This window comes from Pedobacter sp. WC2501 (assembly GCF_052682415.1).
Genome location: NZ_JBQZFI010000001.1, coordinates 416,829 through 437,546 on the forward strand (window position 1 = coordinate 416,829; position 20,718 = coordinate 437,546).

Genomic DNA, 20,718 nt, shown 5'->3' on the forward strand with positions numbered 1-20,718 from the left:
TTACAATCCACTTAATGAGTAAAAATCCTCTATTCTATGTCGGGATTACAAATCCCGACTAGCAAGAAACCTTTAAGGTCTCTCAGTATTTGGATTAACTTTCTGAAAACCTGTCCGATTAACGCCAACAATTTTTAAAAAACATTTTTAATCTAATTTTTTTATCCCTACATTTGCAGGCTAAAATTTTACAGTACTTTGAACCCACTAAAACAATTTTCATTACCGTTTACCGGATTAAAATTGGGAGCCCATCAGTTTGATTATGAGCTCGATGACACCTTTTTTAATGCATTTGAGTATTCGTTAATTAAAAGTGGAAATTTAAAAGTAGACCTGGAACTTGAGAAACAAGAGACCATGTTACTTCTAAAATTTAAAGTTATTGGTACCGTAAATTTAGATTGCGATAAATGTTTATCTGAGTTTTCATTCCCGGTAAATCTTTACGAACGTCAGATCGTAAAGTTTGCAGAAGCCGAAATGGAAAGTGATGATGAAGAAATTATCTCATTAAGCCGTAAAGATACCGAGATTGATATATCGGGTCCTTTGTACGAAATGATTAACGTAGCGGTACCTTATATCAAAAACTGCGAGCAGGCAGGTAAAGATTGCGATCAGGAAATGATTGATCGCTTAAATCAGTTATCTATCCAAAAGCAGGCTGAAGAAAATGAACAAACAAGCGACCCACGTTGGGAAGCCCTTAATAAGTTAAAAAAATAATTAGATTATACAGCAATGGCACATCCAAAACGGAAAATCTCGAAACAGAGAAAAAATAAAAGAAGAACGCACTATAAAGCTGTTACTCCTTCTTTAGCAACATGCTCGGCAACAGGTGCTATCCACGTACCTCACCGTGCTTACAACGTTGATGGTAACTTATACTACAACGGCAAACTGGTTATCGAAAATACTCAGATAGGGTAATTTTCTTAAAAAATTGTTTGTGTTTTCAGCGGCTTTAGTCATACCTTAGTCAACTGAAAAATTCAGGATTACACCTGACTTAACACAAACAGATTTTTTCTATGAAAATAGGCCTCGACATAATGGGCGGAGACTATGCTCCCAAAGCAATTGTTTTGGGAGCAATAGCTGCTCATCAATCGCTTAACGCTGGAGAGCATTTAGTTCTTATTGGCGATACCGAACAGATTAAACCCATTCTTTCAGAAGAAGGTTTTAATCCAGATCATTTTGAATACGTTCATACTGATGAAGTAATTGGTATGGGCGAACATCCCACCAAAGCAATCGTTCAGAAACCGAATTCGAGCATAGCTGTTGGTTTTAACCTTTTAAAAGAAGGTAAAATCGATTCTTTCGCAAGCGCTGGTAACTCTGGAGCTATGTTGGTTGGCGCAGTCTTTAGCGTTAAAACCATCCCTGGCATTATCCGCCCTTGTTTATGTACAATTCTTCCAAAAATTAAAGGCGGTACCGGCTTACTGTTAGATGTAGGTGCAAATGCCGACTGTAAACCTGATATTTTATTACAATTTGGCGTTTTAGGCAGTTTATATGCAGAAAATCTGTTGCAGATCAATGATCCGAAAGTTGCCCTGATAAATATTGGTGAAGAAGATGAAAAAGGGAATATGCTAAGCATGGCTACTTTCCCGTTAATGAAAGAAACCAGCCTGTTCAACTTTGTTGGAAATGTGGAAGGTAGGGATTTATTTAATGATAAAGCCGATGTGATTGTTTGCGATGGCTTTACCGGAAATATAATGCTAAAATTAGCAGAATCATTTTACGTACTTACCATCAAAAAAGGACTTAAAGATGAGTTCTTCGATCGTTTTAATTATGAACAGTACGGTGGAAGCCCGGTTCTGGGTGTTAACGCTCCTGTTGTTATCGGACATGGAATTTCCAGTCCGCTAGCTGTTAAAAATATGGTTCTCCAATCCAGGGAAATGATTACTACCGGATTGGTAGAAAAAATTAGAATGGCATTTAAATAATTTATTAAATTCTTAAAATGAGTAAAATTCACGCTGCTATTACAGCAGTAAATGGTTACGTTCCCGACTATGTGCTTACAAACACAGAGTTAGAAACCATGGTTGACACTTCGGATGAATGGATTACCAGCAGAACGGGAATTAAAGAACGTAGAATTTTAAAGGGAGAAGGTTTAGGTACTTCTGATATGGCTGTTCATGCTGTAAATGGCTTACTTAAAAAGAGGGGAATTGATGCAAGTGAAATTGAACTGATTATCTTTTGCACCACTACTCCTGATTTCACTTTCCCTGCAACAGCAAACGTCTTAGCAGATAAAATCGGCGCTAAAAATGCATGGGGTTACGATTTACAGGCCGCTTGTTCTGGCTTTATTTTCGGACTTGCTACCGGTGCATCATTTATCGAATCAGGTAGACATAAAAAAGTTTTAGTAGTTGGCGGCGATAAAATGTCATCAATCATTAACTATGAAGACCGTACAACCTGCATTATTTTTGGTGACGGTTGTGGCTGTGCCCTATTAGAGCCAAATGAAGAAGGATTCGGTATCCAGGATTCTATTTTAAGAACAGATGGTTCCGGAAGAGATTTCTTAGGCATGAAAGCTGGTGGTTCAGTCAAACCTGCAACCCACGAAACCATTGATGCCAGAGAGCATTTTGCTCACCAGGAAGGACCAACGGTATTTAAATTTGCGGTAACCAATATGGCTGATGTAGCTGCCGAAATTATGGAGCGCAATGGACTAACCGCTGATGATGTGGCATGGTTAGTACCGCACCAGGCCAACAAGCGCATTATCGATGCTACTGCAAACCGCATGGGCGTTACAACTGATAAGGTGATGATCAACATTGAACGTTACGGAAATACAACCAATGGAACAATTCCTTTATGTTTATGGGAATGGGAAAGCAGGTTGAAAAAAGGTGACAACATCGTTTTAGCTGCATTCGGTGGCGGCTTTACCTGGGGTTCAGTATACCTTAAATGGGCTTACGACACCAAGTAATTGAGTTGGGAGTTTGGAGCTTAGAGTTGATTAACTGCTTGATAAAGCATCATGGCCATCAACTATTAAACCATCAACCTTAAGCGGTTGCAAAGAAAAATAAAACAAAAAAAGTATAACTTAGTTAATTCAATAAACACTATTTTTTACATAAAAGCCTAAAAAATGGATATCAAACAAATACAGGAACTGATTAAATTTGTTTCTCGTTCTGGAGTAAATGAAGTTGCTATTGAGCAAGAAAACTTCAAAATCACGATCAAAACAAACCAGGCACCAACAGTTGTGCATGCTACCGTACCGCAAGCTCCGCTTGTACAGGCTGCTGCCCCTGTTGCTACAGCTCCTACTGCTCCAAATGCAGCAACACCTGCTGTACCTGCCGCAGAAGACACTTCAAAATATATTACTATTAAATCCCCAATGATCGGTACTTTCTATCGTTCAGCTAGTCCGGAAAAACCAATGTTTGTTAACGTTGGCGATGAGGTTAGCACAGGTAAAGTAGTTTGTATTATTGAGGCAATGAAACTTTTTAACGAGATTGAAAGTGAAGTTTCAGGCCGTATTGTCAAAATATTGGTTGATAATGCATCACCTGTAGAATACGACCAACCGTTATTTTTAGTAGAACCTATTTAATAATAACGTTACCTTACGCCTCGGTCTGTGTCCTCACTGACCGGAATACCGTAAAATTATGATGATCTTCAGTTTTGCATTTAACAAACTGAAAAATATAAATGGTTCGTGGCGACACGAACCATGGCATTTAATTTAAAATTTGATTATATCGGTTTACATTACGCTAAATGATCAGTGTAATCATATCATCGGTGTAATCATCAATTAAAAAATTATGTTTAAAAAAATACTAATTGCCAACAGGGGTGAAATCGCTTTGCGTATTATCCGTACCTGTAAGGAAATGGGCATCAAAACGGTTGCTGTTTACTCTACCGCAGATCGCGAGAGTTTACATGTACGTTTTGCTGATGAGGCTGTTTGTATTGGCCCCCCACCTAGTAAAGATTCTTATTTAAATATCCCAAATATTATCTCGGCTGCAGAATTAACTAACGCCGATGCCATACACCCAGGTTATGGTTTTTTATCAGAAAATGCTAAGTTTTCTAACATTTGCCGCGAGTACAACATCAAATTTATTGGTGCTACCCCAGAGCAGATTAATGGAATGGGCGATAAAGCTTCGGCGAAAGAAACCATGAAAATTGCGGGTGTTCCAACAATCCCGGGATCTGAAGGCTTACTTAACAGTGTTAAAGAAGGTATTGCAATTGCCAATGAAATGGGATACCCTGTAATCCTGAAAGCAACTGCCGGTGGTGGTGGTCGTGGTATGCGGGTAGTTTGGAAAGATGAAGATTTCGAAAATGCCTGGGATAGTGCCCGTCAGGAATCTGGTGCTGCTTTTGGTAATGATGGTTTATATTTAGAGAAATATATCGAAGATCCACGCCACATTGAAATCCAGATTATAGGAGACCAGTTTGGTAAAGCCTGCCACTTATCGGAACGCGATTGTTCAATTCAACGCCGCCACCAGAAATTGGTTGAGGAATCTCCTTCTCCATTTATGACTGATGAACTTCGTGTTAGAATGGGTGAAGCCGCCATTAAAGGCGCTATGGCTGTAAATTATGAAGGAGCAGGTACAATCGAATTTTTGGTTGATAAACACCGTAATTTCTACTTCATGGAAATGAACACCCGTATCCAGGTAGAGCACCCGGTTACTGAAGAGGTAATCAACTTCGATTTAATTAAAGAACAGATTAAAGTTGCTGCGGGAATCCCGATTTCAGGCAAAAACTATACACCGGAAATGCATGCCATTGAGTGTCGTATCAATGCAGAAGATCCAGCGAACAACTTCCGTCCTTCACCAGGTAGAATTACTAATTTCCACTCTCCGGGTGGCCATGGTGTTCGTGTTGACACACATGTTTATGCAGGATATTCGATTCCTTCTAACTACGATTCAATGATCGCCAAGTTGATCTGTGTAGCGCAGACACGGGAAGAGGCTATTTGTACGATGGAGCGTGCATTAAGCGAATTCGTAATTGAAGGTATTAAAACTACCATTCCTTTCCATTTACAATTGATGAAAGATCCTAACTTCAGGGCAGGAAATTTCACCACAAAGTTTATGGAAACTTTCGAGTTTACGGAATAATATAAACGATTATAAAAATTTAAATCCCATTTTGGTAAAACAGAATGGGATTTTTTCTTTATTAAAAATTTTAGAACTATTTCAGTAATTTGAATTATGGAAACATTAATTGTACATCCGGAAAACAAGGCTCAATTAAATGCTGTAAAGCAGGTTTTAAAAGCCATGAGGATTCCTTTTGAAAAAGAGGATAAACCTTACAATCCAGAATTTGTTGCTAAAATAAAAAAATCAGAGCAAAACTTTAAAGAGGGAAAATTTACTAAGATAGCTATAGATGATTTATGGAAATAGCTTTTGATGAGATAGCCAAAGAGAACCTAAGTTACTGGAAAAAAGTGGCAATATCGCTATTCAAAAGAAAATAGAATCTCTTCTTATTGCCATACTAGAATCACCATTTAAGGGTATCGGAAAACCTGAACAACTTAAATATGATTTTTTAGGGATGTGGTCGAGGAGGATAAATTCAGAGCACAGAATTATCTATCAGGTTATGGAAGTTGAACAAATTATTAAAATTCACTCCCTAAGAGGACATTATAAATGATTAAGATATTGATCTACACAATATATTAAAGCATTTCTCATAATAATATAAACTATTTCTATATTTAACACGTAAATACCATTCTATTCAAATAGAATGGTATTTTTGTTTTCAACATGAGCGACACTAAAAAAAATCTACTTACAAAAGCTATCGGGCAAAAGAGCACCACATTAGAGGCAGAAATGTCTTTCTTCGATCACCTGGATGTTCTCCGTAAACACTTAATCAGAGCCGTAATTGCCATTGCCGTTTTTACGGGTATCGCTTTCTATTTCAATGAGGAAATCCTTGATAAAATTATTTTCGGGCCTAAAAAACCAGATTTTTGGACCTACCGCATGATGTGTAAACTGGTAGAGCATTTTCCATCATTGGGTAAGGATATGTGCATCAAGAAAATCAATGGTGAAATCATCAATACCGAAATGGCAGGTCAGTTTAACCTGCAGTTAAATGTTTGTGTAATGTGTGGCATTGTGGTTGGTTTTCCTTATTTATTATGGGAAATCTGGCGTTTTATTAAACCAGCACTACACGAAAATGAGCGTAAATCGGCAAGTGGCTTTGTATTTTTCGCTTCGGTACTTTTTATTATTGGTATCTTTTTCGGATACTTTGTCGTATGTCCACTATCGGTTAACTTCTTAACAGGTTATACCGTAAGTGCCGAAATCAAAAACACCTTCACAGTCGACTCATATCTGTCATCTGTGGCAACTTTAACTTTAGGCACCGGAATTATCTTCGAACTTCCGGTTATTATTTTCATCCTGTCGAAACTTGGATTGATGACACCAAAGCTGATGAGATCGAGCAGAAGGTATGCCGCAGTTATTATCTTAATCATTGCAGCTATTGTTACGCCAACACCTGATATTATGACGATGCTGATTGTAGCTACACCATTGTTCTTACTTTATGAGCTGAGTATTTTTGTATCGGCCTACATCGAAAAAAAGAAGAAAAAGGCTGATGCTGCTTTCTACGCTAACTAACAAAAACATTACGAATAGATTTTATAATTCTCTATAAATTTGACAATGTCTGATACAAAAATCAAAATTGCTATTGGAGCGGATCACGCTGGGTTTGAATACAAAGAAATATTAAAAGATTTTTTACAGGATTACGAAGTAAAAGATTTTGGTACTTACTCAGAAAATTCTGTTGATTATCCTGATTTTGCACATCCTGTTGCCAGCGCTGTTGAAAGTGGAGAATTTACCTATGGTATTTTACTTTGTGGATCGGCAAACGGTGTAGCCATCACCGCGAACAAACATCAGCATATCAGAGCGGGTTTATGCTGGGAAAATGAAGTTGCCTCTTTGGTACGCAAGCATAATAATGCCAATGTGTTGTGTATTCCAGCAAGGTTTGTTTCAGAAGAACTGGCAAAAGAAATAACGACAACTTTTTTAACCACTGCATTTGAAGGTGGTCGCCATCAGAACAGGGTAGAGAAAATTTCGTGTTAACAACAAACTCAACTAACTATTATCATAATGAACAAAAAGTTTTTAACCCTTGGTTTGGTATCACTTGTTTCCGCAAGTTCCTTTAGCCAGATAAAGCCTCTTATACCGAATAAGGATGCGATAAAATTCAGCAAGGCAATTAGTACGGAAAATGCTTACAAGCACCTTTCGGTTTTAGCGTCTGATGAATATGAAGGCCGTGAAACAGGTACTAAAGGCGCCTGGATGGCAGCAGATTATATCCGCAATTATTTCAAATCTTTAGGCCTAAAAGCACCTGTAAATGGCAGCTATTTCCAAAAGATCGATCTGGTTAACGTTACGCTAAAAGAAAGCCATGTAACAGTTAACGGTCAGCCGAAAGAATACCAGAAAGATTATATCGTTTCGCCAAGCTTAATCAGCGATAAGGGTTTCACTTTTTCTACCGATCAGATTGTATTTATTGGTTACGGAATCAAAAAAGACAATTATAATGATTTTGCCGGAACTGATATTAAAGGCAAGGTAGTGATGATGTTTAACGGCGGTGATCCGACCATTAAACCAGGTGCCAGAATTGACAGGGCAACTTACCGCGCTATGCTGGAAGGAAGAGCAAAATATTTTGCAGAGAATAATGTTAAAGCCATTATCCTGATCGATCCGAGTGTTGATAGAATTACCGAAAATAGCAAGCAAGCTCAAAATAACGGTCGTGTAATGGTGAAAACCAATGCAGCTATTGAGGCTCAGAAGCAAAACGAAATTCCGCGCATCTCGATATCTGTTGCTTTAGCAGACGATTTGTTAAAAGCATCGAACACTACAGTAGTCGATTTGCAAAAGAAAATAGTAGATAGTCAGTCGCCTTCCTCTCAAGTTTTAGATGTTCCTTTTTCAGCAAGTGCCGCTAAAAATGAGGCATCAGTTAGGTGTGAAAATGTTTTGGGTTATTTAGAAGGTTCTGATCCGATACTTAAAAAAGAAGTATTAATTCTAACAGGTCACTATGATCATATTGGTTTGGAAACCGACCCAAACGCAAAAGACAAAATAAACAATGGGGCAGATGATGATGGATCGGGTACTACCGGTGTATTATTGATGGCTAAAGCCTTTGCCGATGCCAAAAAAGCAGGTAAGGGTGCTAAACGCAGTATCCTTTTCATGACTGTTGTTGGAGAAGAAAAAGGCCTTTGGGGTTCTGAATGGTACTCCGAGCATCCTGTTTTCCCGGTAGCCAATACCATTGCTGATTTAAATACTGATATGATTGGCCGTACTGGTGAAGAGTATTTGGGCAAACCAGATTCAGCAAACTACATTTACTCAGTGGGTTCTAGAATGTTAAGCAGCGACCTGGCTAATTTAAGCGAGCAGGTTAATGCTACTTATACCAAAATGAAACTGGATTATAAATATGATGATCCAAAAGATCCTGAGCAGATTTATTACCGTTCAGATCATTATAACTTTGCTAAATTAGGCATTCCGATCATCTTCTATTATGATGGCATGTTACAACAGGATTACCACAAACCTGGTGATGAAGTAAGCAAAATTAACTTCCCACTTTTGGCTAAAAGAGCAAAACTGACCTACTTTACCGCATGGGAATTGGCAAATAGACCTAAACGCCCGGTAGTAGATATGGACGGAAAAGGAAATCCAAAGAAATAATGATTAAAAATAGAGTCCCGGTTTTACACCGGGACTTTTTTATGCACAGTGATTTGCAACTTTATATTTCAAGATTAAAATGTTATTTTTGATAAAAGCTTGTTTATGGATCAGTTGAATATTTTAGAAAAAATTAAAATGATTCCTGTTGCGTATCAGCAAGAGGTAGAAGACTTTATTGATTTTATTTTACAAAAAAAAGCAAATAAAAAAGAGGAGGAGAATAGCCCCAGAAAACTCGGTTTACTTAAGGGGAAGATGAAGATGAGTGATGATTTTAATGCACCATTGGATGATTTCAAAGATTATATGTAGTGAATAAGTATTTGCTTGATACTCATGTTTTACTGTGGATGCAAGACGATAATATTGCATTATCTAAAGAAGCAAGAAAAATTTTAGAAGATTCAACCACACAACTTTACTTAAGCATTGCAAGTTTATGGGAGATTACCATAAAGCAATCTCTTGGCAAATTGCAATTACAATATTCTCTTGAAGAATTAATAGATTCGTGTAATGCTAATAAAATCAATACCCTCCCAATTGATTTTGAGACATTAAAAATCCTTAAGACGCTTCCTTTTATTCACCGCGATCCATTTGACAGAATTATTATTGCAACAAGCATGGAATTAGATTTAGATCTTATATCAAGCGACGAAATAGCTAAAAAATATATTACTGGTGTAATTTGGTAAAAACCTCTCTCTCCGCAATAATCGCCTTTGTTTCAATTTTCTAAAAATAAACTCAACAGGGTTTCCTATCTTTGGTTTTTAACAGAGTAGCCTGAAACTAAAAGCAGCTATTCTTCGTTACCCCTATAATGAAATTGCCATTGATGAAAACTGCCGAGGAATTTTTAGAGAAGTCTGATGAGAAAGCTTTCGATTTACCGCACCGTAAAACCATAAATTATAATATTGGCAAATACAATGCGGCAGTTGAACGCGGTTTATCAAAATTCGAAAACCTCGAAGCCTCGAAAAAAAAGGCGCATGTAATTAAATGGCGTGTGATGGAAAACCTTGATAAATTCCTGCCAGAATTCGAATCAAATTTTCAACGCCGTGGCGGCAAGGTAATCTGGGCCAGTGATGCCGAAGAAGCCCAACAGGAAATCCTCAACATCATCAAAAGAAACAATGGTAAAACGGTCATCAAATCCAAATCGATGACTACCGAGGAGATCCATCTAAACGACTTCCTTGAAAAGAACAACATCGAATCTTTAGAAAGTGACCTGGGCGAATATATTGTCCAATTGCTTGGCCAGGCGCCATACCATATTGTTACCCCGGCCATGCACCTAAGTGCAACAGATATAGCGCAGTTATTTCACGATAAATTTGGCACCCCTATTGATGCCACTCCTCCGCAGCTGGTACAGAAAGCAAGAGAATTACTTCGCGATAAATACCTGAATGCTGATATTGGCATTAGTGGCGGTAATTTCCTAATTGCTGATACCGGCAGTATTGCCTTAACAGAGAATGAAGGGAATGCTCGTTTAAGTACCACTTTCCCTAAAATCCACATTGCTATTGTGGGTATTGAGAAAGTAATTCCTTCGATGGCAGATCTTGATCTGTTCTGGCCTTTACTGGCATCGCATGGAACGGGGCAAAACTTAACGGTTTATAATACCATTTTAAGTGGCCCGCGTCAGCCGAATGAAACGGATGGACCGGAGGAAATGTATGTAATTTTATTAGATAATGGCCGCACCAATTTATTGGCACAAAAAGACCAGAGACAAGGCTTGTACTGCATCCGTTGTGGTGCCTGCTTAAATGCTTGCCCGGTTTATAAAAACATTGGCGGTCACACTTATAACACCACCTATAGTGGCCCAATCGGTTCGGTAATTACGCCTCATTTAAAGGGTATGGAAGAGTTTAAACACTTAAGCTATGCTTCCAGCCTTTGTGGTAAATGTTCTGAGGTATGCCCGGTAAAAATCGATATTCATAAAATGCTCTTACTTAACCGTAGAGATGCCGCAGCAGGTCACGACAATGGCAAAAAAGAAGAAATTGGCTGGAGCATGTTCAGCAAAATGATGCAAAAACGCAAATGGATGGATTTCTTCGGTGGAAAGTTTAAAAATTTTATGCTCAAAAGTTTTTTCAAAAAGAGCTGGGGCAAATACCGGGAGATGCCTAAAGTTGCCGATAAATCTTTTGCTAAACAGTGGGAAGAGCTGAAGAAAAGTCGGGAGTCCTGAGTCCAGAGTCACTAGTCAAAATAACCAGATATGCAATTTAACAGAGGTGATAAAGACGACAAGTTCTTACTGAACTTATACAGAAGATTGCTTTACCCCCGGATGGTTGAAGACAAAATGCTCAAGCTGCTGCGTCAGGGTAGAATTGGCAAATGGTTTTCGGGCATTGGCCAGGAAGCCATTGCAGTTGGCAGCACTTTAGCCATGCACACTGATGAATACATTTTGCCTATGCACCGCAATCTGGGCGTTTTTACCTCCCGCGATATTCCTTTAAAAAAATTAATGGCCCAATGGCAGGGCAAAATTACCGGCTTTACCAAAGGCCGCGACCGCTCCTTCCATTTCGGCACACAAGAATATAAAATCATTGGGATGATATCTCACTTGGGGCCGCAAATGGCCTTGGCTGATGGTATTGCACTGGCTGATGTTTTAGCCAATAAACAACACGCTACTTTAGTTTACACCGGTGAAGGTGCCACGAGTGAAGGCGATTTCCATGAAGCCGTAAATGTTGCGGCAGTTTGGAATCTGCCCGTTATTTTTTTAATCGAAAATAATGGCTATGGCCTTTCCACTCCAAAATCGGAGCAATTCAGGTGCAAAAACCTGGTAGATAAAGCCATTGGTTATGGTGTAGAGGGCATTCAAATAGATGGAAATAATATTCTGGAAGTTTATAATACCATTGATCAACTGGCGAAGGAAATCAGAAAAGATCCCAGACCCGTTTTAGTAGAGTGCCTGACTTTCAGGATGCGTGGTCATGAAGAAGCATCCGGCACTAAATATGTTCCGCAGGAACTGTTGGATGAGTGGGGGAAGAAAGATCCTTTGAGTAATTATGAAGCCTATTTAATTGAGCAGGGTATTTTAACCTCAGATTCCATTATCGACATCAAAATTCAGGTTAAAAGAGATATAGAACTGGAAATTGAAGAAGCTTTTAACGAAGGGGAGCCGATTGCAAATGCCAACCAGGAAGAGGCAGACATGTATTTTCCCTACACACAGCAGGTTATTGCACCCAATCCATCTTCTACTGAAAAAAGATATCTTGATGCAATAACAGATGGCTTGGACCTGGCCATGCAGAAATACCCAAATCTGGTTTTAATGGGGCAAGATATTGCAGATTATGGAGGGGCTTTTAAAATTACGGATGGTTTTACTGTTAAATATGGAAAAGGCAGGGTGCGTAATACCCCTATTTGCGAATCTGCCATTGTGGGTGCAGGCTTGGGCTTATCTATAAATGGTTATAAAGCTGTTGTAGAAATGCAGTTCGCCGATTTTGTAACCGTCGGCTTTAATCAGATCGTTAATAACCTGGCCAAAACGCATTACCGTTGGGGCGAAAAGGCTGATGTAGTGGTGCGTATGCCTACAGGTGCAGGTACAGGGGCAGGTCCATTTCATTCACAAAGTAATGAAGCGTGGTTTACCAAAACACCAGGTTTAAAAATCGTTTATCCGGCTTTCCCTGAAGATGCAAAAGGTTTGCTATTGGCGGCGATTGAAGATCCAAATCCTGTATTATATTTTGAGCATAAATACCTCTACCGAAGTTTAACAGCTCCTGTTCCGGATGGTTCTTATACCACAGAGATCGGTAAAGCAGTCAGGCTTGCCGAAGGAAGCAAGTTCGCGATCATTACTTACGGACTAGGTGTACACTGGGCGTTAGATTACCTAAAGCAATATCCTGAAAGCAGCGCAACATTAATTGACCTGCGCACACTACAGCCCTGGGATAAAGAAGCTGTAAGGGCAGCAGTTAAAGCAACAGGAAGGGTTTTAATTTTGCATGAGGATACCTTAACAAATGGTTTTGGCGCCGAACTGTCTGCCTGGATTGGAGAACATTGCTTTTCTCATCTTGATGCCCCGGTAATGCGCTGTGCAAGTTTGGATACCGCCATTCCAATGAATAAAGTATTAGAAGAAGATTTTTTGGCTAAAGCAAGATTAGCAGAAACGATTGATAAATTATTAAAATATTAAGAGCGGTTTAGTACCCTATCGTCATGTTGATCCGATAGCTATCGGATTTATTTGAGTTTCATTAAAGACCCTGAAATAAATTCAGGGCACGACATCAAAAAACAGAAAAATGAGCAATTTCAAAGTCGAAGGGAATATCATTAACATCACAAAGCGGAATATTTTCTTTGGCGAAGTAGCCGTTGAGGATGGAAAAATAAAATCTATCTCAAAAATTTCTGAACAGAAAGAAGGAGCACATTTTATCTCACCAGGTTTTATAGATAGCCATGTGCACATCGAAAGCAGTATGTTAATTCCAAGTGAATTTGCACGATTGGCGGTTGTTCATGGAACGGTTTCTACGATTAGCGATCCACACGAAATTGCCAACGTATGTGGTATGAAAGGTGTTGAATTTATGATCGAAAACGGAAATATCGTTCCTTTTAAATTCAACTTCGGCGCTCCAAGCTGTGTCCCTGCTACCATTTTTGAAACCGCTGGCGCAGAACTGAATCATGATGATGTAAAATCACTTTTAGAGCGACCGGAAATAAAATACCTGAGCGAAATGATGAATTTCCCTGGTGTACTTTATAAAGATGAAGAAGTTTTAAAAAAGATTGCTGCGGCTCATGCGCTCGGTAAACCTGTTGATGGGCATGCTCCTGGTTTACGCGGTGATATGGTTCAGCAATATATAGATGCCGGAATTTCTACTGATCACGAATGTTTTACTGCCGAAGAAGCTTTAGACAAATTACAGCGTGGCATGAAAATCCTCATCCGTGAAGGAAGTGCAGCCAAAAATTTTGAAGCGCTGATCGATTTGCTTAATGATTGGCCGGAAATGATGATGTTTTGCAGTGATGATAAACATCCCGACAGTTTAGTAGAAAGCCACATCAATCAGCTTTGTGCAAGAGCAGTAGAAAAGGGAATTGATATTTTCAATATACTACAGGCAGCCTGCATTAACCCTATTCTTCACTATAAATTAGATGTTGGAACATTACAACATAACGATCCGGCAGATTTTATTGTAATCGAGGATCTAAAAAACTTCAAAATTAAACAAACCTATATTGATGGATTATTGCTTGCCGAAAATGGCAAAACCGTGGGCGATTGGGTAAAACATGTAGAAGATAAAGCATCGGTAAATCATTTCAATTGCAGTTTGAAAAAGGAAGAAGATTTTATTTATTCCTTTACCGGACAAGAAGAAATCCCTGTTATCGAAGCTTTAGACGGACAATTGATTACAAACAGGTTATCTGCTAAACCAAAAGTTTTAAACCAAAATATTATTAGTGATCTGGAAAATGATGTCTTGAAAATGGTGGTGGTAAACCGCTACCATGATGCTACTGTTGCTGTATCTTTTGTAAAAAACTTTGGCTTAAAACAGGGAGCCATTGCTTCAAGCGTTGCTCATGATAGTCATAATATTATTGCGGTTGGTGTAGATGATAAAAGTATCTGTGAAGCCGTAAATCTGGTGATTAACGAAACTGGTGGTGTAGTGGTACTGGGGAATAGAAAACAAAAAGTTTTAGCTTTACCGGTAGCAGGCTTAATGAGTAACCAGAATGGTTACCAGGTTGCAGAAAGTTATACCTTAATAGATCGATTTGCGAAAGATTTGGGTTCTACTTTGCTTGCACCTTTCATGACGCTTTCTTTTATGGCTTTATTGGTGATCCCGCGCTTAAAATTAAGCGATAAGGGTTTATTTGATGGCGATGAGTTTAAGTTTGTATAGATAAACTATTGAAAATCGTCATCTCGACTGAAACGCAGTGGAATGGAGAGATCTATCGAGGCAGATTTCTCGACTGCGTTGCACTTCGCTCGAAATGACGATTTTTGAGAATTCTAATTGCATTCAGAATGACAGCAATTCAATCTTATTCTACCACAAAAACCTCGGCCAAAGGATTAAACAGATACAACCGCTTATCATCTAAACAAACACAACGGTACCGTTTCCTAATTTGCTCGCCTTTGGTAAAACGCCGGCCATCTTTGATTTTAAAGTTGGTATTAATGGGAAGCTGCTCTAAATGTAAAGTCTCCGTTTTATTACTGTCGTATTTTTTTAAAGCACGCGATAAATGCAGATCAGAACAACTCGACGCTGCCGGGTTCGACATGTAGTTATCTATTGCTTTATGGATATCGGCAGGAAAGATATTCAGCTCAAAAAAGGGAACCATCATCCGTTGGAAATTCTTTTTCCATTCTGATCCATGTGGTTTTACTTTATTTTTAAAATCGTTCCAGGTGAGTAAATGTGCAAATTCGTGAACAGTAGTAACCAGGAAAGCATAATGATTCAGGTTAAAATTAACCGAGATGCGATGGCCTTTGCCCTGATAAGGATGGCGGTAATCGCCTAGTTTGGTAGAACGGGTTTTAGCGATTTTAAATTCGCACTGAAAATAATCGATCCATTTTGCAATTAGCGGTGCCGCTGGTTCCGGCATGTACTGCGCTAAAACTTTAACCTTTTCCATTTAACCGCAAAGTTCGCAAAGTTTTCCGCAAAGAAACAAAGAAAAGTTATAAGCCATTCACTACACGTTTTAATCCATCCTTTAACCTAATTACGTTAAAATTCATCAAAAGACCTAATTTGTAATTACCTAACTTCATATAAGTTAATGTTTGTGCCAAATGAATCTCATTAAAGGCTTCTATACTTTTCAATTCTAAAACCAATTTGCGCTCAACCAAAATATCAATTCGATATCCACAGTCTAGTTTTACTTCTTCGAAAATTAAAGGCATTATCTTTTCCTTTTCAACAAATAACCCTGCCTTGAGAATTTTATAATACAGACACTCTTTATAAGCGCTTTCCAACAGACCAGGACCTAAAACACTATGAACTTCTATTGCCAATCCGATTACAATTCTTGATAATTCATTCTCATCCATATCTTTGAATTTGCTTTTGCGCCCTCTGCGTTTTTGTCCTTAGCGATCTTTGCGGTTAGATTTCGATCTATTCCTCCGATGGGAACAACGATGCCAGCACCAACTTAATCTCTCCAAAGGAATAATCCTTTCCTAAAAACTCCCTTATCGTAGCCATCGACTTTGTTTTCTGGCTTTCCACCGCATCACTGATGTTTCTGATCTTATTGGCTTTTACCAATTTGGTTACATCCAATTGTTGTGTAGAAACATAATAGGCTAAATGGCCTTCAATTGTACCAACGGAAAAGCCTCGCTCCTTTGCAATTTCGTCAATGGTTTTACCCTGCTCATAAAGTTCGAAGCTGACCAGTTTAGTGTCGATTTTTGGTTCTTTTTTCTTCTTCTCAGCTGCAGATTTTACTTTCAGTGTTTCTCCTTTTAACTGGATTGCCTTTTGAAGCTGGTTGTTTCTTTCAACCGTATTCAACAGCGCATCGGTATCAGCTTTACTAAACTCTTTACCTGCAATGAGCGCTTGCAACAATGCTTTACTTTTATGCATTTTTTTCAATTGCTCATACACTAAAATTTCGAGTTCTAACAGCTCTGTAACATAGGTTTTTATCTGTTTTTCTTCTTTTATCACTTCGATTTGAGCCAGAAAACGATCAGAAATCTCTTTAACCAATGGATTAAAATATTTTAATGCGGCCTCTACCCTCTTCGATACATTAAATAAAGTATGTTCGGTTTGCTGCGCGAAAAGATTTTTCAGCTGATTAACGAATGTATCGGCCGTAGCAGTTATTTTTTGAAAATCCGTATAAACTACATCAGTCCAATCTTCGTGTCTTTGCTTGGCCGATTTTTCGCTTTTATCAAAGGTTTGACGGTGTTCTTTTAAGTAGTAGCGGATCAGGTTGAGATCGAATGCCGCGAGCAGATAACTACGAATAAAGGTATAACTTTCTATACTAATCTGCTCATTCAGCACTTCCGAAGGTTGTTTTGTTTTAGAAAAGTAGTGCACATTCTTGTCTTGTTGCAAACCACTATCGCGAAGATGAGAAGTTAAAACCAACCCCTTTAATGAGCGTAAACGCGATAAGGCGACATAGGCCTGACCAGGTGCAAAAGCATCACCTACATCAATAATGGCCTTATCGAAAGTCAAACCCTGACTTTTATGCACGGTGATGGCCCAGGCCAATTTAATTGGATATTGGATAAATGAACCAGCTACATTTTCTTTGATCTCGTTGGTTGCTTCGTCCAGTTTATATTTAACATTCTCCCAGGTGTAGGGCGAAATCTGGATCACCACTTTATCTTCCGGTAGCTCAATTTCAACTACATCTTTTTCGATATGATGTACCACACCGATTTTACCGTTGTAATACCTTTTCTCGGCTGTCATATCATTTTTAATAAACATTACCTGCGCGCCAACCTTTAGCTCTAAACTTTTATCATTTGGATAAGCATATTCATTAAACTCTCCCTGAACTTTTGCTTCGAAAAAATATGATTTTGTTTTCAGTTGGGTCAACCTTTCGCGGTTAATGTTATCTGCTTTATTATTATGGGTGGTTAAAGTGATGTAATTTTCATCGGCAGAAGGTTTAAAATCCTGCTTAAAATGTTGCCTGAGCAATGCGGTATCTTCAGCAGTAATTTTATTGTTCCGCAGGTTGTTGAGCAGATCAATAAAAACCGAATCATCCTGACGGTAAATTTTATCCAGTTCGATATAAACCGGCGCATTATCCTGCAGAGCCAAGGCATCGAAGAAATAAATGCTTTTATAAAATTTGGCCATAATACGCCATTCATCATTTTTTACCACGGGCGGCAACTGGTGTAAATCGCCAATGAATAATAACTGTACCCCACCGAATGGAAGATTCCTGTTACGGCGTACATAACGCAAAGCGAAATCAATGGCATCGAGCATATCTGCCCGCAACATACTTACCTCATCTATAACAAGTAACTCCAGTTCCTGCAACATGCGCCGCTTATTGCCCTGCATGTTTAAGTGTTTTACTAAAGTTTTGGGCGTATTAAAGTTGAAATTAATATTTTCGTTAATCAGCGCTCCCGCAGCATCAGGGAAAAATGCTCCAAAAGGAAGCTGAAAAAGCGAGTGGATAGTTACTCCAGCAGCATTAATGGCTGCAATACCCGTAGGTGCTACAATTAAAGCCTTTTTATGCGTAAGCTGGATCAGTTTCCGCAAAAAAGTTGTTTTACCTGTTCCGGCTTTTCCGGTCAAAAAAACATGTTTCGAGGTATAATTAACAAATTTAGCCGCAATTTCTGCGGGCATAGAAGTTTCTTCCAAAGTAGGCATCGGCAGTAAAATTTTAGTTAGCAATAAACGGAGGGATGAATAAAGCTAAACATTTTAGCACAAAACTAAAGAATGATTGATGAGAAATTTTAATTTTAAGTGGATATTTTTCGTCACCACCTTTATTTAATCAATAATTTCTTGATTAGCGGAATAAAAAACCTTAATATTTTTCTGCCGCTCTATGCCGCGGAGGCATAGGTACTTTGGAGCGCCAAAGTACCCAAAGCGCTTTGTCAATCCAGCAATGAGCCTTTTGCACAATCCCATGCACATCAAAAAAACAGTGGCACTTCGTTTTGCGTTCAATATTTTTTTGAAAAAATTAAATCATAGTTTATGAACACAAAACCACTGCGTTTCAGGTTTGTTAGTGCCAATTTACCTGAACTGCAACTGTTTTTTTGATTTCCCGGCTCTTGGGATTGACAGGCGTTCTTCGGTAAAACCTGTTTACTTTCAAAGCAAGCTAGCGTAACGCCTTAAAAAGATGGAGCCACACAGAAGGAAGAAAGGTCGGGATTAGAGTGTATGGCAGGACTGCAATAACGAAAGAACAGCTGTCACTACTTTTCCAAATCATTTTCTAAATCTATTCACCACAACAATAAAACAATACAACAACCTAACAATTAATGATAAAGCTTTTTATTATCTTTGCGTCCTGATGAAACAACAATATTCAAATCTTATCGCTGTTAAATTCCTTTAACCAGGTTTCATCATCTTTTACACCCAAAATTTTATTATGCTTAACCCTGAAATAGAAAAACGTAAAACCTTTGCCATTATTAGTCACCCCGATGCAGGTAAAACCACGCTGACAGAAAAATTTCTGCTTTTTGGTGGTGCCATTAACACTGCAGGTGCGGTAAAAAGAAATAAGGCGAACCAGAGCAATACCTCCGATTTTATGGAGATTGAAAAACAGCGTGGGATCTCGGTAGCAACTTCGGTGATGGGTTTCGAATACAGCGGTAAACGTATCAATATTCTGGATACGCCTGGTCACAAGGATTTCGCGGAAGATACTTACAGAACTTTATCTGCGGTAGATAGTGTGATTTTGGTGGTAGATTGTGTAAAGGGCGTGGAGGAACAGACTGAAAAACTGATGTCGGTTTGCCGGATGCGTAACACCCCGGTAATCATTTTCATCAACAAAATGGATCGCGAAGGTAAAGAGGCATACGATTTATTGGATGAAATTGAAGAAAAACTAAACATTAGCCTATGCCCGCTTTCATGGCCTATTGGCCAAGGACATACCTTTAAAGGCGTTTACAGCATTTACAACAAACATTTAAATTTATTTAATTCGGATAAAACCAAAGTAACCGATTCGGTTGTGGCGGCAAGCGATTTAAATGACCCTTCTTTATTAAATTACCTGAAAGAAAACGAGATCAATACGTTGAAAGACGACGTGGAACTGGTTGACGGCATTTACGGCAAAATTGATAAAGATTTATATACCGATGGTCTGGTTGCCCCTGTCTTTTTTGGCAGTGCGATTAACAACTTCGGGATCAAAGAACTTCTGGATACATTTATCGATATTGCACCAAGCCCACGTCATAGAGAAGCGGAAGAACGTGATGTACTGGTAGATGAGAAAAATTTCAGCGGCTTTGTATTTAAGATCCACGCCAATTTAGACCCAAAACACCGCGATAGGATTGCTTTCTTAAGGATCTGTTCCGGCAAGTTTGAACGCAATAAATTCTATTACCACACCCGTCAGGATAAGAAATTAAAATTCTCTAATCCGATGGATTTCATGGCTAACGAAAAAAGTATTGTAGAAGAGGCTTGGCCAGGCGATGTGGTAGGTTTATACGATAGTGGAAACTTTAAAATCGGTGATACTTTAACCGAAGGTGAAAAACTGCAGTTTAAAGGCATCCCTAGTTTCTCTCCATCTATCTTCAAAGAGGTAGAAAATATGGACCCAATGCGTACCAAACAATTGGAAAAGGGTATTGAACAGCTAACCGATGAAGGAGTTGCACAGTTATTTGTGATGCAACCTGGAAACCGAAAAGTAATCGGTGCAGTTGGTGAACTTCAGTTTGAGGTAATCAACTTCAGGTTAGAGCATGAGTATGGCGCAAAATGTCGTTTCCGTACCTTGAGTTATACACGTTCAAGTTGGGTAACCTCTACCGACAGAAAGAAACTGGATGAATTTGTAAAACGTAAACAACAGCACATTGGTTTTGATAAAGAAGCCAACCCGGTTTATCTGGCCGATAGTGAGTATATGATTAATTTAACAAAACAGGACTATCCTGATATCGAATTCCATAAAACGAGCGAGTTTAAAAGCTAATTCA

General features: G+C 38.7%; 20 protein-coding genes. 17 read left to right on the forward strand and 3 right to left on the reverse strand.

Annotated elements, in window-relative coordinates; all coding sequences use genetic code 11:
* The first annotated feature begins 198 nt into the window (after nucleotides 1–198).
* The 16 genes from ACUN24_RS01800 to ade all read left to right on the forward strand — a co-directional run bounded on the left by ACUN24_RS01800 (nucleotide 199) and on the right by ade (nucleotide 14,869).
* On the forward strand, nucleotides 199–729 hold the full coding sequence (locus ACUN24_RS01800; protein ID WP_445560991.1) for a YceD family protein: 531 nt from the start codon (nucleotides 199–201) through the stop codon (nucleotides 727–729).
* 15 nt (nucleotides 730–744) lie between these two features.
* Nucleotides 745–936 carry a 50S ribosomal protein L32 gene (rpmF, locus tag ACUN24_RS01805; RefSeq protein ID WP_025143959.1) on the forward strand — a complete coding sequence of 64 codons (192 nt, stop codon included), beginning with the start codon at nucleotides 745–747 and terminating at the stop codon, nucleotides 934–936.
* 101 nt (nucleotides 937–1,037) lie between these two features.
* Nucleotides 1,038–1,976, forward strand: a complete 939-nt coding sequence (gene plsX, locus ACUN24_RS01810) for a phosphate acyltransferase PlsX (RefSeq protein ID WP_445560992.1) — start codon at nucleotides 1,038–1,040, stop codon at nucleotides 1,974–1,976.
* 17 nt (nucleotides 1,977–1,993) lie between these two features.
* Nucleotides 1,994–2,992, forward strand: coding sequence for a beta-ketoacyl-ACP synthase III (locus ACUN24_RS01815; protein WP_445560993.1), 999 nt, complete (start codon nucleotides 1,994–1,996; stop codon nucleotides 2,990–2,992).
* A 165-nt stretch (nucleotides 2,993–3,157) separates the two neighbouring features.
* Complete coding sequence (accB, locus tag ACUN24_RS01820; protein ID WP_121287613.1) at nucleotides 3,158–3,634, forward strand: acetyl-CoA carboxylase biotin carboxyl carrier protein; 477 nt, start codon at nucleotides 3,158–3,160, stop codon at nucleotides 3,632–3,634.
* A 217-nt stretch (nucleotides 3,635–3,851) separates the two neighbouring features.
* Nucleotides 3,852–5,192, forward strand: coding sequence for an acetyl-CoA carboxylase biotin carboxylase subunit (gene accC, locus ACUN24_RS01825; protein ID WP_132398213.1), 1,341 nt, complete (start codon nucleotides 3,852–3,854; stop codon nucleotides 5,190–5,192).
* Between the two features lie 96 nt (nucleotides 5,193–5,288).
* Nucleotides 5,289–5,486, forward strand: coding sequence for a DUF2683 family protein (locus ACUN24_RS01830; protein WP_445560994.1), 198 nt, complete (start codon nucleotides 5,289–5,291; stop codon nucleotides 5,484–5,486).
* Nucleotides 5,487–5,577: 91 nt separating this feature from the next.
* A complete protein-coding gene (locus tag ACUN24_RS01835; protein WP_445565119.1) occupies nucleotides 5,578–5,742 on the forward strand; it encodes a Txe/YoeB family addiction module toxin in 165 nt (54 codons plus the stop codon).
* 116 nt (nucleotides 5,743–5,858) lie between these two features.
* Nucleotides 5,859–6,740, forward strand: a complete 882-nt coding sequence (gene tatC, locus ACUN24_RS01840) for a twin-arginine translocase subunit TatC (protein WP_445560995.1) — start codon at nucleotides 5,859–5,861, stop codon at nucleotides 6,738–6,740.
* Between the two features lie 45 nt (nucleotides 6,741–6,785).
* On the forward strand, nucleotides 6,786–7,223 hold the full coding sequence (gene rpiB, locus ACUN24_RS01845) for a ribose 5-phosphate isomerase B (RefSeq protein ID WP_445560996.1): 438 nt from the start codon (nucleotides 6,786–6,788) through the stop codon (nucleotides 7,221–7,223).
* Nucleotides 7,224–7,250: 27 nt separating this feature from the next.
* Nucleotides 7,251–8,885, forward strand: coding sequence for a M28 family peptidase (locus ACUN24_RS01850; RefSeq protein ID WP_445560997.1), 1,635 nt, complete (start codon nucleotides 7,251–7,253; stop codon nucleotides 8,883–8,885).
* A 105-nt stretch (nucleotides 8,886–8,990) separates the two neighbouring features.
* Entirely contained in the window at nucleotides 8,991–9,200 is a 210-nt protein-coding gene (gene vapB / locus ACUN24_RS01855; RefSeq protein WP_445560998.1) for a type II toxin-antitoxin system VapB family antitoxin, read from the forward strand.
* On the forward strand, nucleotides 9,200–9,586 hold the full coding sequence (locus ACUN24_RS01860; protein ID WP_445560999.1) for a type II toxin-antitoxin system VapC family toxin: 387 nt from the start codon (nucleotides 9,200–9,202) through the stop codon (nucleotides 9,584–9,586). Before vapB ends, ACUN24_RS01860 begins: the two co-directional genes overlap by 1 nt.
* A gap of 140 nt (nucleotides 9,587–9,726) precedes the next feature.
* Nucleotides 9,727–11,115 (forward strand): LutB/LldF family L-lactate oxidation iron-sulfur protein, encoded by a 1,389-nt coding sequence (locus tag ACUN24_RS01865; RefSeq protein ID WP_445565120.1) that lies wholly within the window; start codon nucleotides 9,727–9,729, stop codon nucleotides 11,113–11,115.
* Nucleotides 11,116–11,145: 30 nt separating this feature from the next.
* Nucleotides 11,146–13,122 carry an alpha-ketoacid dehydrogenase subunit alpha/beta gene (locus ACUN24_RS01870; RefSeq protein ID WP_445561000.1) on the forward strand — a complete coding sequence of 659 codons (1,977 nt, stop codon included), beginning with the start codon at nucleotides 11,146–11,148 and terminating at the stop codon, nucleotides 13,120–13,122.
* Between the two features lie 109 nt (nucleotides 13,123–13,231).
* Nucleotides 13,232–14,869 carry an adenine deaminase gene (gene ade, locus ACUN24_RS01875; RefSeq protein WP_445561001.1) on the forward strand — a complete coding sequence of 546 codons (1,638 nt, stop codon included), beginning with the start codon at nucleotides 13,232–13,234 and terminating at the stop codon, nucleotides 14,867–14,869.
* A 145-nt stretch (nucleotides 14,870–15,014) separates the two neighbouring features.
* Here ade and ACUN24_RS01880 read toward each other — a convergent pair whose 3' ends face one another.
* From ACUN24_RS01880 to ACUN24_RS01890, 3 genes are all read right to left on the reverse strand, one after another.
* A complete protein-coding gene (locus tag ACUN24_RS01880; protein WP_445561002.1) occupies nucleotides 15,015–15,623 on the reverse strand; it encodes a SprT-like domain-containing protein in 609 nt (202 codons plus the stop codon).
* A gap of 46 nt (nucleotides 15,624–15,669) precedes the next feature.
* Nucleotides 15,670–16,047 (reverse strand): GxxExxY protein, encoded by a 378-nt coding sequence (locus ACUN24_RS01885; RefSeq protein WP_445561003.1) that lies wholly within the window; start codon nucleotides 16,045–16,047, stop codon nucleotides 15,670–15,672.
* 67 nt (nucleotides 16,048–16,114) lie between these two features.
* Nucleotides 16,115–18,382: a helix-turn-helix domain-containing protein gene (locus ACUN24_RS01890; RefSeq protein WP_445561004.1), complete on the reverse strand. Its 2,268-nt coding sequence runs from the start codon at nucleotides 18,380–18,382 to the stop codon at nucleotides 16,115–16,117.
* Nucleotides 18,383–19,130: 748 nt separating this feature from the next.
* Between ACUN24_RS01890 and ACUN24_RS01895 the strand changes: the two genes are divergently transcribed.
* A complete protein-coding gene (locus ACUN24_RS01895) occupies nucleotides 19,131–20,714 on the forward strand; it encodes a peptide chain release factor 3 (protein WP_121287591.1) in 1,584 nt (527 codons plus the stop codon).
* The last annotated feature ends 4 nt before the right edge of the window (nucleotides 20,715–20,718 follow it).

Excerpts from the sequence above, each read along its gene's own strand:
- rpmF (WP_025143959.1), top strand. The coding sequence starts at position 745 with ATGGCACATCCAAAACGGAAAATCTCGAAACAGAGAAAAAATAAAAGA.
- plsX (WP_445560992.1), top strand. The coding sequence starts at position 1,038 with ATGAAAATAGGCCTCGACATAATGGGCGGAGACTATGCTCCCAAAGCA.
- ACUN24_RS01815 (WP_445560993.1), top strand. The coding sequence starts at position 1,994 with ATGAGTAAAATTCACGCTGCTATTACAGCAGTAAATGGTTACGTTCCC.
- accB (WP_121287613.1), top strand. The coding sequence starts at position 3,158 with ATGGATATCAAACAAATACAGGAACTGATTAAATTTGTTTCTCGTTCT.
- accC (WP_132398213.1), top strand. The coding sequence starts at position 3,852 with ATGTTTAAAAAAATACTAATTGCCAACAGGGGTGAAATCGCTTTGCGT.
- ACUN24_RS01830 (WP_445560994.1), top strand. The coding sequence starts at position 5,289 with ATGGAAACATTAATTGTACATCCGGAAAACAAGGCTCAATTAAATGCT.
- tatC (WP_445560995.1), top strand. The coding sequence starts at position 5,859 with ATGAGCGACACTAAAAAAAATCTACTTACAAAAGCTATCGGGCAAAAG.
- rpiB (WP_445560996.1), top strand. The coding sequence starts at position 6,786 with ATGTCTGATACAAAAATCAAAATTGCTATTGGAGCGGATCACGCTGGG.
- ACUN24_RS01850 (WP_445560997.1), top strand. The coding sequence starts at position 7,251 with ATGAACAAAAAGTTTTTAACCCTTGGTTTGGTATCACTTGTTTCCGCA.
- vapB (WP_445560998.1), top strand. The coding sequence starts at position 8,991 with ATGGATCAGTTGAATATTTTAGAAAAAATTAAAATGATTCCTGTTGCG.
- ACUN24_RS01870 (WP_445561000.1), top strand. The coding sequence starts at position 11,146 with ATGCAATTTAACAGAGGTGATAAAGACGACAAGTTCTTACTGAACTTA.
- ade (WP_445561001.1), top strand. The coding sequence starts at position 13,232 with ATGAGCAATTTCAAAGTCGAAGGGAATATCATTAACATCACAAAGCGG.
- ACUN24_RS01880 (WP_445561002.1), bottom strand. The coding sequence starts at position 15,623 with ATGGAAAAGGTTAAAGTTTTAGCGCAGTACATGCCGGAACCAGCGGCA.
- ACUN24_RS01885 (WP_445561003.1), bottom strand. The coding sequence starts at position 16,047 with ATGGATGAGAATGAATTATCAAGAATTGTAATCGGATTGGCAATAGAA.
- ACUN24_RS01890 (WP_445561004.1), bottom strand. The coding sequence starts at position 18,382 with ATGCCTACTTTGGAAGAAACTTCTATGCCCGCAGAAATTGCGGCTAAA.
- ACUN24_RS01895 (WP_121287591.1), top strand. The coding sequence starts at position 19,131 with ATGCTTAACCCTGAAATAGAAAAACGTAAAACCTTTGCCATTATTAGT.